Source organism: Mesorhizobium sp. M0761 (genome assembly GCF_040320205.1).
Classification (GTDB): domain Bacteria; phylum Pseudomonadota; class Alphaproteobacteria; order Rhizobiales; family Rhizobiaceae; genus Mesorhizobium.
This window is the reverse complement of the sequence record NZ_JAMYPF010000012.1, coordinates 14896-28281: the sequence shown is the minus strand read 5'-3', so window position 1 is coordinate 28281 and position 13386 is coordinate 14896. Positions and strand designations below refer to the sequence as shown.

Annotated in this window: 15 protein-coding genes, 1 tRNA gene and 1 pseudogene; 8 read left to right on the top strand and 9 right to left on the bottom strand. The window is 60.6% G+C overall.

The window, feature by feature from the left end; genetic code table 11:
- Position 1 precedes the first annotated feature (1 nt).
- A complete protein-coding gene (locus NKI32_RS19750; RefSeq protein WP_023833702.1) occupies positions 2-175 on the bottom strand; it encodes a hypothetical protein in 174 nt (57 codons plus the stop codon).
- A 197-nt stretch (positions 176-372) separates the two neighbouring features.
- Here NKI32_RS19750 and NKI32_RS19745 point away from each other — a divergent pair, with 197 nt between their 5' ends.
- The 5 genes and pseudogenes from NKI32_RS19745 (at position 373) to NKI32_RS19725 (ending at position 3090) form a co-directional block, all read left to right on the top strand.
- Complete coding sequence (locus NKI32_RS19745) at positions 373-633, top strand: metal-sensing transcriptional repressor (RefSeq protein WP_023831641.1); 261 nt, start codon at positions 373-375, stop codon at positions 631-633.
- A 5-nt stretch (positions 634-638) separates the two neighbouring features.
- A pseudogene (locus NKI32_RS19740) lies at positions 639-1646 on the top strand (cation diffusion facilitator family transporter); the annotation flags it as partial.
- 54 nt (positions 1647-1700) lie between these two features.
- Positions 1701-2414 (top strand): HoxN/HupN/NixA family nickel/cobalt transporter, encoded by a 714-nt coding sequence (locus tag NKI32_RS19735; RefSeq protein WP_023831639.1) that lies wholly within the window; start codon positions 1701-1703, stop codon positions 2412-2414.
- 95 nt (positions 2415-2509) lie between these two features.
- Complete coding sequence (locus NKI32_RS19730; RefSeq protein WP_353003250.1) at positions 2510-2743, top strand: hypothetical protein; 234 nt, start codon at positions 2510-2512, stop codon at positions 2741-2743.
- A gap of 98 nt (positions 2744-2841) precedes the next feature.
- A complete protein-coding gene (locus NKI32_RS19725; RefSeq protein ID WP_353003248.1) occupies positions 2842-3090 on the top strand; it encodes a hypothetical protein in 249 nt (82 codons plus the stop codon).
- Positions 3091-3133: 43 nt separating this feature from the next.
- On the opposite strand, the gene NKI32_RS19720 is transcribed toward NKI32_RS19725, so the two are convergent.
- From NKI32_RS19720 to NKI32_RS19710, 3 genes are all read right to left on the bottom strand, one after another.
- Positions 3134-3355 (bottom strand): hypothetical protein, encoded by a 222-nt coding sequence (locus NKI32_RS19720; RefSeq protein ID WP_348625636.1) that lies wholly within the window; start codon positions 3353-3355, stop codon positions 3134-3136.
- Between the two features lie 392 nt (positions 3356-3747).
- Positions 3748-3838 (bottom strand) — tRNA-Ser (locus NKI32_RS19715).
- Between the two features lie 111 nt (positions 3839-3949).
- The gene (locus NKI32_RS19710; RefSeq protein WP_353003246.1) at positions 3950-5167 is read right to left on the bottom strand and encodes a porin; all 1218 of its coding nucleotides are present in this window, start codon (positions 5165-5167) and stop codon (positions 3950-3952) included.
- A 326-nt stretch (positions 5168-5493) separates the two neighbouring features.
- Here NKI32_RS19710 and NKI32_RS19705 point away from each other — a divergent pair, with 326 nt between their 5' ends.
- A complete protein-coding gene (locus NKI32_RS19705) occupies positions 5494-6216 on the top strand; it encodes an antitoxin Xre/MbcA/ParS-like domain-containing protein (protein ID WP_353003244.1) in 723 nt (240 codons plus the stop codon).
- Between the two features lie 345 nt (positions 6217-6561).
- Here NKI32_RS19705 and NKI32_RS19700 read toward each other — a convergent pair whose 3' ends face one another.
- The 5 genes from NKI32_RS19700 to NKI32_RS19680 all read right to left on the bottom strand — a co-directional run bounded on the left by NKI32_RS19700 (position 6562) and on the right by NKI32_RS19680 (position 9517).
- Positions 6562-6708, bottom strand: coding sequence for a hypothetical protein (locus NKI32_RS19700; protein WP_023686592.1), 147 nt, complete (start codon positions 6706-6708; stop codon positions 6562-6564).
- Positions 6709-6786: 78 nt separating this feature from the next.
- On the bottom strand, positions 6787-7041 hold the full coding sequence (locus tag NKI32_RS19695; RefSeq protein ID WP_023669782.1) for a GlsB/YeaQ/YmgE family stress response membrane protein: 255 nt from the start codon (positions 7039-7041) through the stop codon (positions 6787-6789).
- A 105-nt stretch (positions 7042-7146) separates the two neighbouring features.
- Positions 7147-7353: a hypothetical protein gene (locus NKI32_RS19690; RefSeq protein WP_353003241.1), complete on the bottom strand. Its 207-nt coding sequence runs from the start codon at positions 7351-7353 to the stop codon at positions 7147-7149.
- A gap of 80 nt (positions 7354-7433) precedes the next feature.
- On the bottom strand, positions 7434-8054 hold the full coding sequence (locus tag NKI32_RS19685; protein WP_023698188.1) for a ribonuclease D: 621 nt from the start codon (positions 8052-8054) through the stop codon (positions 7434-7436).
- A 77-nt stretch (positions 8055-8131) separates the two neighbouring features.
- Positions 8132-9517: a M20/M25/M40 family metallo-hydrolase gene (locus NKI32_RS19680; protein WP_353003239.1), complete on the bottom strand. Its 1386-nt coding sequence runs from the start codon at positions 9515-9517 to the stop codon at positions 8132-8134.
- A gap of 444 nt (positions 9518-9961) precedes the next feature.
- Here NKI32_RS19680 and polA point away from each other — a divergent pair, with 444 nt between their 5' ends.
- Together polA and NKI32_RS19670 are read left to right on the top strand one after the other, a co-directional pair.
- Positions 9962-12889 (top strand): DNA polymerase I, encoded by a 2928-nt coding sequence (polA, locus tag NKI32_RS19675; protein ID WP_353003388.1) that lies wholly within the window; start codon positions 9962-9964, stop codon positions 12887-12889.
- A gap of 11 nt (positions 12890-12900) precedes the next feature.
- Positions 12901-13383 carry a macro domain-containing protein gene (locus NKI32_RS19670; RefSeq protein WP_353003237.1) on the top strand — a complete coding sequence of 161 codons (483 nt, stop codon included), beginning with the start codon at positions 12901-12903 and terminating at the stop codon, positions 13381-13383.
- Positions 13384-13386: the final 3 nt, after the last annotated feature.

Below are 13386 nucleotides of genomic sequence, written 5' to 3'. Positions count from 1 at the left end.
CTCATTGGTCGAACTGCAGGGGCTCGTGGTCCGGTTTCTCGTGCCACATCACCTGACGGAAGTCGCGCCGGTCGACCTGCTGGCGGCAGATGGGGCACACATAGAAATGCTCCTGCCAGTCAGGGTCATGAGGTTTGCCGGGGATAGCTGGCCCAAGGTCCGCAATTCTGGTCATGATTTCCGCAGCGCCTTCGCTTCCCGCTCCAGCGTCTCGCGTTGGTTGCCGTGCTTCGCGATCAATTCCTTCACCTGCTGCGGGGTGATGGACGATTTCAGCGCCATGGATACACGTCCTGCGGGGTGGCTGATCAAGAGCCGATCTGCGCTCACATCATACTTGACGCATCCTACCGGGGGGGATACCGGTGGGGCATGTCCGAAGGCATCCATAGTTCTCATCCGGCTATCGTGAAGCGCTTAAAGCGCGCACAGGGGCATCTAGCATCCGTGCTTGGCATGTTCGAGGCGCAGCGATCCTGCGTCGACCTAGCGCAGCAACTCCACGCAGTGGAGAGCGCCATCAGCAGCGCAAAGCGAGAACTGATCCACGATCATATCGAACATTGTCTGACCGACACGAAAGCGGGAGGCAACTCGCTGGCAGAGCTCAAGCAACTGGCGAAATACCTATGACCAGTATCGGCGCACGCGTCCTGGGTTGGTTCGGCTTCGGGTCACATGATCATGACGCGCACGCTCATGATCATGGTTCGCATGGCCATACCCACGGGGTCATTGACGCAACGATTGCAACCACCGACCGCGGCATCTGGGCCATCAAATGGTCGTTTGTCATCTTGGCCATCACGGCGGCATTGCAGATGGCCGTGGTGTTGGTGTCAGGCAGCGTGGCGCTGTTGGCCGATACGATCCACAACATCGGCGACGCCACAACCGCCATTCCGCTCTGGATCGCATTCATGCTGGCACGACGCAAGCCGTCACGGACCTTCACCTACGGCCTTGGCAGGGTAGAGGATCTGGCCGGTATCATTATCGTGCTGATCATTCTGTTCAGCGCCATCGTCGCCGGGTACCAGGCTATCGAGCGCTTGGTCAATCCGCAGGCAGTGACTCATCTCGGTTGGCTGACCGCGGCGGGCATTGTCGGCTTCCTCGGGAATGAGGCCGTCGCGGTGTTTCGCATCCGTATCGGCAGGGAAATCAACAGTGCGGCCCTCGTCGCCGACGGCTACCATGCCCGCACCGACGGGCTTACCAGCCTTGCAGTGGTCATCGGCGCCATCGGCGTCTGGCTCGGATTTCCGCTGGCCGACCCGATCATCGGGCTTCTCATCACGGTCGCTATATTCGGTATCGTCTGGCAATCGGCGCGCTCAGTGCTCACCCGCATGCTCGACGGCGTCGAGCCGGGCGTGATGGCCGAAATTCAGCATGCCGCTGCGCATGTGCAGGGTGCTCGCATCGTCGACGCCAAGGCCCGCTGGATTGGCCACAAGTTGCATGCCGATATCGCTATTGCGGCCGACGGAACCTTGCCTCTCTCAGAGGCGAACAAGATCACGGCGGCGCTGGAGAACGAACTGTTCGAACACATGCCGGCGCTCGCAGCTGCCAATATCCGGTTTTCGACCGACCAAGGTGAGCACGAGCATCCGCACTCTCATGATCATGGCGAACATCACGGCCACCAGCACTGACAGCTGCCGGAAACCACTCGCTTCTGCCGGTCTCGGCTGATGTTCCAGGCGCTTGTCGAATTTCAGCGCTCCATATACCTGGCGCTCGCAGATCAGATAAAGCTGCTCTCAGTTGGCGGTGATTGGCTTGCGTTCCTTGCCTTTCTGCCGATGGGCGTCCTGTTCGGTGCGGCACATGCTCTAACGCCCGGCCACAGTAAGGCTGTCTTGGCGACGTACCTTGCAGGTTCGGATGCGAAGGTTTCGCGCGGCCTCCTGGTGTCGATTACGCTGTCCTTCACTCACGTGGCGACAGCGGTGCTGATCGCCGTATTCTCCCTGCCGCTCGTCTCGATTGCATTGGGCAGCGTTGGACGCGCACCACTGCTTGAGGGTGTGAGTCGCGGTCTGCTCGGGCTGATCGGCGTCTGGATGCTTTGGCGTTCGGTGAGCCACGGCCATCATCACAAGCATGAGGGCGAGGCCGTTGGAGTCATGGCCGGTTTGATTCCGTGCCCGCTGACCCTTTTTGTCATGACCTTCGCGATTTCCAGAGGGGTGCCGGGAGCTGGCATTCTGTTCGCAATCACCATGATGGTGGGCGTGGCCCTAACGCTGTCCAGCGTGGCGGTACTGTCGATCTTGTTTCGGGAGCGCCTGGTGCATTTTTTCGACAGCAGGCCACGGCTGTTCGATACCATATCGCGAGCAATCGAAGGCGCAGCGGGCCTTGCCCTCGCCAGCGTAGCGGTCTGGCAACTTACAGCCGGATAGAGCCACAGCTGTCCACAGACCCTCTCCTTTCTTAGGAAAAGGCGAAGAGAAGCTGCGGCACGCAAGGCTGCTGGATTTCCGGGAGGATGATGCAAATGGCCATGCCTAAGAACGATCAGGAACGCGCCACCTACGCCTGGATGTACGGCGCCCAAGCGCGCAAGGATGGCAAGGAGCGTGAGGTGCCAGCTTACTGGCAGGAACATGCCGACGCGTGGCTGCAGGGCTTTGACGGTGTGGCGATGGACGGTTTTGGCAAGACCAAGACCGTCAACGACGAGATGGAGGCCGAGGTCGACGAAGCTGCCGTCGAGCGCCCCGACGAATAGCCATTTTGCCGTATGCCGTATGGTCGTTTTTAATTGGAGAAGGGTTTCGTTGGGCCTATAAAGATTGCGTTTACCATTGCCTTTTTAGGGAGAATGCGATGGTTGCAACGCCCATAGAAATCGCTCAAGCCGCTACTGCGACTACGGCCACCTTGCTGAAGTGGCAGAAGTCCATGGAGGAACGCGCCACGTTTCGCCAGAACATGGATCAATCGCGCAGGGCGATCCAAGCCTCACGCGATCTGCTGAATCGCCTTCGTCAACGTCGTCGCGACGACATGGCGCAAAGTTGGGAAGATGCCGACCCATCGCCGGCAGCTAGCGCGAGGCGACCAGAGCCGATGTGAAGGGGAAAGTTTCAGTGGCCTGTGCCTTGGGTCGGCAGTGCCGTTAGGCTTTGCCAACAAGCGGCCTTTTCCGCTTCGGCGCCACATAGCTCTCAACCAGCCGCACATGCTCGGCGTCCACAGTCACCAATGGCCGGAGGCTCACGGTCACTTTGTCGCCGTCGATGCGCGTGACCGGGCCGATTAATTCCATATGCTGGCCGATCACGGCCTTCGAAGTCGAATCGACAACCGAATGCGGGAAGTCATAGGAGGGGATCGTCACGCTTATGCGGTCGCGTGACACGCGATCGCGCACAACCGCCGTGACGGCGACCTCGTCGCCAACTTTGATATTGCCCCGAGCTATGTGCAAGACTCTGGAGCGGGCGGCTGCGGCGTCAAGATGAGAGGTTGCTAATTAATGAGCACACGCGGCCTGAAGTTTCTCGATAAGTGGGTGGCCAAGCAACTGCCTATCATAGCGAGGGGAGATCCGATCGCCGCCAGCGACTTGGCGGAGGACTTGATGACAGCAGCAGAGAGTGGGTATCGGCGAGCATGAAATCGCTGGCGAGGTCGCAAGCGTCTTCGACCTGCTCTTGGAGGTGATGCGGCGGCGAGAGGTGCGCGAGACCGGGCATTATGGCCGGACAAAACGTCTCTCAGAAGGGCAATTGGCGGAGAGGATGGGATTCGAACCCACGAGAAGCTTTTGACCTCTACTCCCTTAGCAGGGGAGCGCCTTCGACCACTCGGCCACCTCTCCATAACGCCGCAGCTACAGCGACTTCTGCACCCAATGGGGCTTGGGTAAGGTTTGATAAAAATGCGAAACCCGGCGGTTGCCCGCCGGGTTCCATTTCCAATCGAGCGCCTATTAGAACGAGCGCTGGAAGCGGAGCATGCCGCCGATGGCGTCGTCGCCGCCATCAGAAATGCCGGTCCAGTTGTGGTTCGTGCCAAGGGTGTCGACATTGTCGATCTTGCCTGCATTGACGTAGTCAACTTCGGCAGTGATCGTGAACCCGGGAACGACGTCGTAGGCGATGTTGGCGGCGATGCCGAGGTTCTCACCTTCGTCATACGAGACCTGGGCGTTGAACGAGGTCTTCTCGTTGATGGTGTAGGTGCCACCACCCCAGACTGCCCAGTTGCCGTCCCACTGCTTGTAGAAGCCGCGACCGCCGGCCGGGAACGCGTAGGTCACGTCCGTGTAATTGTCGTCGGTTCCATAGCCGCCCATGATGAACAGCGACAGGTTCTGCATCGGGGTGATGTCCAAACGAACCTTGCCGGCGACTTCTTCATAGTTGCTGTCGTAAGCGATGACGCCGGTGATGGCGCCCCAGCCCTGCGTGTACTTCAAGCCGCCGACGACATGCGGAACGTAGCTGTCGATCGTGCCCACGCCGTAGGAACCGGCAGTACCGCCGCCCGCGCCTTCTTCGAGCGAGATCACGGCCGAGAAGCCGTTGCCCGCATCGAAATAGTACTGGATGACGTTGGTGTCGAAATCGCCGTAGGGAACGAGCGTATCCTGGATGACGTTGCCGGCGTAGCCGATGAACGTATTGAAGGCCGATTCGTCTTTACCGACGCGCAGGCCACCGAGCTGGATCCAGGCGAAGTTCAGCGAAGCACCGGTGTTGCCGGCAGGATTGACCGAGCCAGTGAGGGGGCCGGCTCCATCCGGATCGATCGAGCCCGCATCACGGTTGTTATTCTGGAAGTTGAAGCGGGTCTCGGTGTAGGTCTTCAAGGTGCCGAGTTCGGTTTCCTGGCCGGTCCAGGTCTTCAGCGAGAAACGGGCCTTTTTGAACCAGGTGTCGTTGCTGCCGCCGTCCTCAACGTCGGCGGACGTCGCGCCGTCGAACGAGCCGACATCACCACCGCCGATGTCGTAGCGGACATAGCCGCCGATGCGCAGGCAGGTTTCGGTGCCGGGGATGTAGAAGTAGCCCGAGCCGTAAACGTCGCAAATCTTGACGTATTCAGCCGGTTCCGGCTCGGCGACGACGACGGCGTCGGCGGCGCGCGCACCGGAAACTGCGATCAGGGCCGCAGCGGAGCCGAGAAGAAGGCTCTTAATGTTCATTTTCTGACCTCCAGTCAAAAGTTAAAAAACGGGTCTGGGTATTCTTTAGCTGAAGGACAGCGTTCCCTGCCCCATCCCCACTACCGAAAAAGATGCGCACCGCGCCGCTCCTTCGAAATCGACATTACGCATCGGACTGCGGTGAGCAACCAAGATCGTCGCGCCAAAAGGCCAATCTGGCTTCTATGACAGCCCCGTGTTGCAGAAACGTCACGTTTTTGCCACTTGAGAAACAATTTGGTAACGAATTGGCGTTGCCTCGGCCCGCCTTTATGATCTTTGTATGGCGCTGGGATGCCTTGCTTAGCAATAGAATCGAGAGCGCAATGACAACCAAAAGACGTTTTTCCAAACTGCGGCACAGGGAAAAGCTTGAAAGCCGCGAAGGCCTGCAGGAGACCCTCTACCTAGCCATTGAGAGCGTGCTCCAAACGGATGGACCGAAGATTCGACTGCCGGCGATGAGGGCTGCGTCTGAGATAGCGGCCATCATCGTATCCCAGATAGTATGTCAGCCAGACGCTATTCAGAGGGCCTTCAAAACCATTGAGGAAGACATTCCAAATTACGCGACGGAGTTTGCGACCGAGTTGACACAGATCGCCTTGGGACAAGTTTCTAGGCGCCTCGTTCGTCTCAAAGCCAGCCGTTCCGAACCGACAGCAACTCTGAAACTGGCGGACGATTGGGCCGGGCCGGTGGCTGGCCCAACGGAGATCGAGCGTTTCTTCGGAATTCCGCGCTCCACATTATATCGTTGGCAGAAACGAAATGAAGCCGTCGCTCTAAATACCCGGAGCAGCAGCAAGCCCGTATTCCCTTTAAGGCAGTTTGCTGATGGACGGCCGGTCCCTGGCATCGCCGAGGTAATCTCGATCGTTGGTAGTCCACGTCAAGCATGGGAATGGCTCATATCGCCAAACTTTCAACTTAAGGAACAAAGTCCAATCGATGTTCTTCACGCTGGCGACATAGAGGGGGTGGTTTCGGCTGCTCGGAACCTCGCACCGAACGACACCACAGTTATCCCGTTCAAAATCTCAACGTAAGTTTTGGTGGTGCCAACACGAGACTTGGTTGGTCGCGAACAGCTCGCACTCGCCCTCGCCCCTGAGTGCGTTTCGCACAGCGCGCTCCATCGCGACCTGGAATTCATTGGGGTGTAGTTTTTTACTGCATTTCTCTCCCCAACGCCCCGAACGATCGCAACCAACGGTAACCACTTCAAGCAAAATCAAGGGCTTAGTCTTAAGGGCGCGTTAAAGCAGGGTTTATGCACCCTTCTGAAATTCCTTAAGAATTTCTAAAATCCGCTGCCGCCAACTGGGTCCGAAAGGCGCATCCTCGCGGCCTGTCTGCCGCAAAAGGCAGAGGCCCTTGCTACCCCGAATATTTCAATTCTGCTGGATCGAAATGCCCTTGTCGTCGATCTTCAGTTCGACGCCCTTGGGCTTGGTCTGTTCGTGATAGACATATGCACCGAGCGCGATGACCACGACAACGAGCGCGCCGACAAGGAGATAGAGAGTGTTCTGTTTCACGGCGCGCTCCTTTGGCAGCAATTCCAGGAAAGCACAGGCTTTCTCCTGAGGAATTGCGTTGAATGAAAACTTAGAGCGTCAAGCTCGCTTCAGAACCTTGACCAGCAGCAGCAGGATGACGGCGCCGATCGTGGCGTTGATGATGGCAGCCAGAATGCCGCCGCCGATGGCGAAGCCCAGCCTTGGAAACAGCCAGCCGGCGATCAGGGCGCCGATAATGCCGACGACGATGTTGCCGATGAGGCCGAAGCCGAAGCCCGAGACGATGAGGCCGGCGAGCCAGCCGGCAATGGCGCCGATTATGATGAAGATGAGAAGGCTTTCGATGCCCATGACGCGTTCCTCCAGGAAGAGAGGCTACGGAGCGGAAGGCCCCGAATCGGCCTCGATATCAACGACTTCAGGCTATGCGAAAGCAGTTGCACCCGCCAGCGGCGCTCATTGATCGTCGTCATCGTCGCTGGAGACTGGCCGCCAGCTGGTCGGGTCGACCTTTTTCTGGGTATCGCTGTCGGTGTAGATCCACCAGGCGCCGTCGCGATATTGCCCGACGGATTCACTGACGACACCGGCGCCATCCTTCCACAGGACAGTGACCTTGGACCCATCCGTCGGGGCGGTTGCTATCGGCTTGCGGTCTGCCACGTCATCCCCCTCATTAAGTCGACAGAACGCCACGACGCGTGTCTGGTTGCAAGGCTGCCGGAAGCGTTATCCGAAGGCCATCAGCTGTGGGCAAAAATATCCTCTTCGTCCCAACCCATCAAATCGAGCTTGGCACGCGTCGGCAGGAAGCGGAAGCAGGCGTCGGCTTCCTTGGTGCGCCCGTCCCGCGCCAGGCGTCCAGCCAGCACCTCGCGCAGACGGTGCAGATAGAGAACGTCGGAAGCGGCATATTCGAGCTGTTCGGGCGACAGGGTCTCGGCCGCCCAGTCCGACGATTGCTGCGCCTTCGACAGGCCGACGCCAAGCAGTTCGAAGCAGATGTCCTTCAAGCCGTGCCGGTCGGTATAGGTGCGGGTCAGCCGCGAGGCGATCTTGGTGCAGAACACCGGCTCCGGCATGACGCCGAAGGCGTTGTAGAGCACGGCGAGGTCGAAACGGCCGTAGTGGAACAGTTTCGATATGCCGCGGTTGCGCAGCAGGCTGACGAGGTTCGGCGCTTTCTTCTGGCCGGGCGCGATCTGGATCACGTCGGCCGAGCCATCGCCGGGCGAGATCTGCACCACGCACAGCCGGTCGCGGTGCGGGTTCAACCCCAGCGTCTCGGTATCGATGGCCACCGCGTCGACATTGTAGTGGGCGAGGTCGGGCAGATCGTTCTTGTGGAAGCGGATGTCGGGCATGGTTTTCTCCGGATCGCGGCGTAACTCGTCCTCGCCGCGATCCGCTGAAAAATCAACAAGAAAACTTCCCAGCCTCCTCAGCGCGTCAGCGCATCGAGAATGCGCGCCCAGGAGCGCTGGCCCTTGTGGAAGGAGGTCAGCTCGTATTTCTCGTTGGGCGAGTGGATGCGGTCGTCGTCGAGGCCGAACCCGACCAGCAGCGATTCCATGCCGAGATAGGTCTGGAAGTCGCCGACCACCGGTATCGAGCCGCCGCTGCCCGTGGTCACCGCTGGCTTCGGCCATTCATCCGACAGCGCAGTCTTGGCCTTGGCCAGGAATGGCGAGTCGTAGGAAAGCTGAATTGCCGGCCCGCCGCCATGCGGGTGGAATTCGACCGAACAGTCCCCGGGAATGCGCGCCTTGACGAATTTCCGGAAAGCGGCGCGGATCTTCTCGGGGTCCTGCTTGTGGACGAGGCGGAAGGAGATTTTGGACGACGCTTCCGCCGCGATCACCGTCTTGAACCCCTTGCCGGTATAGCCGCCGATGATGCCGTTGAACTCGGCCGTCGGCCGCGCCCAGGTCAGTTCCATCACCGAGCGGCCCTTTTCGCCCGACGGGATCGAGAGGCCGATCGGTCCGAGGAAGGTTTCGGCGGTCTCGCCCAGAGTTTCCCATGATTTCAGGATCTGCGACGGCGTTTCCTCGACCCCGTCATAGAAGCCGGGAATGGTGATGTGGCCGTTCTCGTCATGGATGTCGGCGAGGATTTTCGCCAGGATGCGGATCGGGTTGGCGGCGGCGCCGCCATAGAGGCCCGAATGCAGGTCGCGATCGGCGGCCTTGACCGTGACCTCCTCGCCGACCATTCCGCGCAGCGAAACGCAGATCGACGGCGTTTCGCGGTCCCACATGCCGGTGTCGCAGACCAGAGCGAAATCGGCCTTCAGCTCATCGGCATTGGCCTCGAGGAACGGCTTCAGCGACGGCGAACCGGACTCCTCCTCGCCCTCGAACAGGATGGTGATGCGGCAGGGCAGATTGCCATGCACCTGCTTCCAGGCGCGGCAGGCCTCGACGAAGGTCATCAGCTGCCCCTTGTCGTCGGCCGAGCCACGGCCGGTGATTACCTTGTGACCGGGCTCGATCTCCTTGACCGCCGGCGCAAACGGGTCGTTCTCCCAAAGCTCGATCGGATCGACCGGCTGCACGTCGTAATGGCCGTAAAACAACACATGCGGCGAGCCGGCGGGGCCTTCATGGTGCGCAACCACCATCTGGTGTCCCGGCGTGTCGCGCACCGAAGCGTCGAAGCCGATCAGCTTGAGGTCCGCCACCAGCCATTCGGCGGCCTTGCGGCAGTCGGCGGCATAGTCTGAATCGGTGGAGATCGACTTGATGCGGAGCAGGCCGAACAGGCGCTCCAGGCTCTGGTCGAGATTTTTGTCGAGACGGTCGAGGACGGAGGAAATGGTGGACATTACTGCGGGCCTTTCTTTTCGGTGCCGGGACCGTAAAGGCAGCGCATCAAAACGAAAAGCCCGCGATCGTTGGACCACGGACCGTAAACACTTGTCAGAAGGCAAAAAAGAACCGCCGTGGTGGAGGGGAACCACGGCGGTCTTTTACTCGAAACGATGCGGCAGCCCGGAGAGGGGGGATAGGCTGCCGCAATTGTCCGGGATAGGCGGGGGACGGGCCTTGCTCCGGACTCGGCGAAAACTGCCGATGACCTTTATTTGTGTCTCGGATCGTGGCGTTTCAAGGGCACAAGAATTACACTTTTGTAACATAGCCGTGAGCGCCGAGGCAAACAGCAGCAGGACCTATCGGCAGGCAGGCTCTGTCAGCATGTCGCCGCAACACCTGTTGGAAGCCCGCCTTTGCCATGGACCGCGCCGTCCTGCCGCGCTATCCCTGCCGGCATGAAAAAAGGCGACCATCTCTTCCTTATCGACGGCTCCGGCTACATCTTTCGCGCCTATCATGCGCTGCCGCCGCTGACCCGCAAATCCGATGGGCTGCCGGTCGGCGCGGTCTCCGGCTTCTGCAACATGTTGTGGAAGCTGATGCAGGACGCCCGCAACACCGATGTAGGCATCGTGCCGACGCATTTAGCGGTCATTTTCGATTATTCGTCGAAAACCTTCCGCAATGATCTCTACCCGGAATACAAGGCCAACCGCAACGCACCGCCCGAAGACCTGATCCCGCAATTCGGTCTGATCCGCCAGGCAACCGTGGCCTTCAACCTGCCTTGCATCGAGATCGAAGGCTACGAGGCCGACGACCTCATCGCCACTTATGCCAGGCTGGCGTGCGAGGCCGGCGGCGACACCACTATCATCTCCTCCGACAAGGATCTGATGCAGCTGGTCGGACCCACGGTCGGCATGTACGACCCGATGAAGGACCGCCAGATCGGCATCCCCGAAGTCATCGAGAAATGGGGCGTGCCGCCGGAAAAGATGATCGACCTGCAGGCGCTGACCGGCGACTCCGTCGACAATGTGCCGGGCGTACCCGGCATCGGGCCGAAGACGGCGGCGCAATTGCTGGAACAGTTCGGCGACCTTGACGGGTTGCTCGCCCGGGCCAGCGAGATCAAGCAGGACAAGAGGCGCGAATCCATCATCGCCAATGCCGACAAGGCGCGCATATCGCGCCAGCTGGTGACGCTGAAGAACGACGTGCCGGTGACCGACGGGCTCGACGATTTCGTGCTGCACGCGCCGGACGGGCCGAAGCTGATCGGCTTTCTCAAAACCATGGAATTCACCTCGCTGACCCGCCGTGTGGCCGAGGCGACCAGCACCGAAGCCGGCGATGTGCAGGCTGTCGCCGTCACCGTCGAGCGCGCCGACACCGCGCACGGCCCCGATGTCGGCTCCGGCACACCGGTGCCTGCGGCAACACAGGATGAAGCCAAATCCGAAACCGCCAGAGCCGGCGACGCCCCTTCGCTGCTTGCCGCACTTCGCCTGGAAACGGCCGCCGCGGCCAAAATCGATCCCGCCGCCTATGTCGCCATCCGCGACACGGCGACGCTCAAGACCTGGCTGGCCCAAGCCAAGGAGACCGGCATCGTCGCCTTCGACACCGAAACCACGTCTTCCGATCCGATGCTGGCCGACCTCATCGGTTTCTCCCTGGCGATCGGCCCCGGCCGCGCCGCCTATGTGCCGCTCGCCCACAAGAGCGGCGCCGGCGACCTGCTCGGCGGCGGCACGCTGGAGAACCAGATTCCGGTCCGCGGGGCGCTGGCGCTGCTGAAGCCGCTGCTGGAAGACAAATCGGTGCTCAAGATCGCCCAGGACGCCAAATACGACATCGTCGTCATGAGCCGCCACGGCATCGATATCGCGCCCTTCGACGATACTATGCTGATCTCCTATGTGCTCGATGCCGGCACCGGCCACCACACTTTGTCCTCGCTTGCCGACAAATGGCTCGGCCATGCCACGACGCCGCTCAAGGATCTCGCGGGCTCCGGCAGAAGCTCGGTCGGGTTCGACCAGGTCGACATCGACCGGGCGACCGCCTACGCCGCCGGCCATGCCGACGTAGCGCTGCGGCTATGGCAGGTGCTGAAGCCCCGACTTGCCGCCAAGGGCCTGGTTTCGGTCTATGAGCGGCTGGAGCGACCGCTGGTGCCGGTGCTGGCGCGGATGGAGCAGCGCGGCATCTCGGTCGACCGCCAGATCCTGTCGCGGCTCTCCGGCGAGCTGGCGCAAGGCGCCGCACGGCTGGAAGAGGAAATCTACGGCCTTGTCGGCGAGCGCATCAACATCGGGTCGCCAAAGCAACTCGGCGACATCCTGTTCGGCCGCATGGGCCTGCCCGGCGGCTCCAAGACCAAGACCGGGCAATGGTCGACCTCCGCGCAGCTTCTGGAAGACCTCGCCGCCGAAGGCCACGAACTGCCGCGCAAGATCGTCGACTGGCGTCAGCTGACCAAGCTGAAATCGACCTACACCGACGCGCTGCCCGGCTTCATCCATCCCGACACCAGGCGCGTGCACACATCTTATGCGCTGGCCGCAACGACGACGGGCCGGCTGTCCTCCTCCGATCCCAATCTGCAGAACATCCCGGTGCGCACCGCGGAGGGACGCAAGATCAGGACGGCCTTCATCGCCGACAAGGGCCAGAAACTGGTCTCGGCCGACTACAGCCAGATCGAACTGCGCGTGCTTGCCCACGTCGCCGAGATCCCGCAGTTGAAGCAGGCCTTCGCCGACGGCGCCGACATCCACGCCATCACCGCCTCGGAAATGTTCAACGTGCCGGTCGAAGGCATGCCTTCCGAAGTGCGCCGCCGCGCCAAGGCAATCAATTTCGGCATCATCTACGGCATCTCGGCCTTTGGGCTGGCCAACCAGCTGTCGATCCCGCGCGAGGAGGCCGGCGCCTACATCAAGAAATACTTCGAGCGTTTCCCCGGCATCCGCGACTATATCGAGGCAACAAAAGCCTATGCCCGCGAGCATGGCTTCGTCGAAACCATCTTCGGCCGCCGCATCCACTATCCTGAGATCCGGTCGTCAAACCCGTCGATCCGTGCCTTCAACGAGCGCGCCTCGATCAACGCCAGGCTGCAAGGCACCGCTGCCGATATCATCCGCCGCGCCATGGTGCATATGGACGAGGCGCTGGAAAAGGCCGGCCTGTCCGCCCGCATGCTCTTGCAGGTGCATGACGAATTGATCTTCGAGACGGTTGAAGCGGAAGTCGAGGCGACGATCCCCGTGGTGCGCAGGGTGATGGAGAACGCGCCGATGCCGGCCATCTCGATGTCGGTGCCGCTGCATGTCGATGCCCGGGCCGCCAACAACTGGGACGAGGCGCATTGAAGGTGCGATGATTGTCTTTGTCACCGGACCTGCTGGCCGCCCAGGAAAGCTATATCGCTCAAGGCGTGGCAGAGGGCAATCAAGAGGGCCTTGGCACCGGACTTGCGCTGAAGATTTCGAAAAAGTGGCCGAATGTGCAGGCTGCGTTCAAGAAATATGCTCGGACCGGCAGGTTTATTGGCGGTCATATCTGGACATTGGAGCCAGACGGCAATCAGCCGGGCTTCATTTATCTGGCAACCCAGCCAGATATGTATCACGCCACGCTTCCCTATTTACGGAAAGCAGTTCGCGGGCTTGTGAAATGGGCCGACAAAAACCGGGTAGAATCCATCGCCTTGCCAAAAATCGGGTCTGGCCTTGGCAAATTATCTTGGCTCGACGAGGTGAAACCCCTGCTTATGGAGCAGCTAACACCTGGGCCTACGCGGTACGTCGTCTATGAGACATTCTTGAACGAATTCGAGAATAGCGCACCGCCTCGGCTCAAGTAGGAA

What these genes read in the sequence shown, in the direction of transcription:
- NKI32_RS19750 (WP_023833702.1), bottom strand. Translation starts at nt 175, where the DNA reads ATGACCAGAATTGCGGACCTTGGGCCAGCTATCCCCGGCAAACCTCAT.
- NKI32_RS19745 (WP_023831641.1), top strand. Translation starts at nt 373, where the DNA reads ATGTCCGAAGGCATCCATAGTTCTCATCCGGCTATCGTGAAGCGCTTA.
- NKI32_RS19735 (WP_023831639.1), top strand. Translation starts at nt 1,701, where the DNA reads ATGTTCCAGGCGCTTGTCGAATTTCAGCGCTCCATATACCTGGCGCTC.
- NKI32_RS19730 (WP_353003250.1), top strand. Translation starts at nt 2,510, where the DNA reads ATGGCCATGCCTAAGAACGATCAGGAACGCGCCACCTACGCCTGGATG.
- NKI32_RS19725 (WP_353003248.1), top strand. Translation starts at nt 2,842, where the DNA reads ATGGTTGCAACGCCCATAGAAATCGCTCAAGCCGCTACTGCGACTACG.
- NKI32_RS19710 (WP_353003246.1), bottom strand. Translation starts at nt 5,167, where the DNA reads ATGAACATTAAGAGCCTTCTTCTCGGCTCCGCTGCGGCCCTGATCGCA.
- NKI32_RS19705 (WP_353003244.1), top strand. Translation starts at nt 5,494, where the DNA reads ATGACAACCAAAAGACGTTTTTCCAAACTGCGGCACAGGGAAAAGCTT.
- NKI32_RS19695 (WP_023669782.1), bottom strand. Translation starts at nt 7,041, where the DNA reads ATGGGCATCGAAAGCCTTCTCATCTTCATCATAATCGGCGCCATTGCC.
- NKI32_RS19685 (WP_023698188.1), bottom strand. Translation starts at nt 8,054, where the DNA reads ATGCCCGACATCCGCTTCCACAAGAACGATCTGCCCGACCTCGCCCAC.
- NKI32_RS19680 (WP_353003239.1), bottom strand. Translation starts at nt 9,517, where the DNA reads ATGTCCACCATTTCCTCCGTCCTCGACCGTCTCGACAAAAATCTCGAC.
- polA (WP_353003388.1), top strand. Translation starts at nt 9,962, where the DNA reads ATGAAAAAAGGCGACCATCTCTTCCTTATCGACGGCTCCGGCTACATC.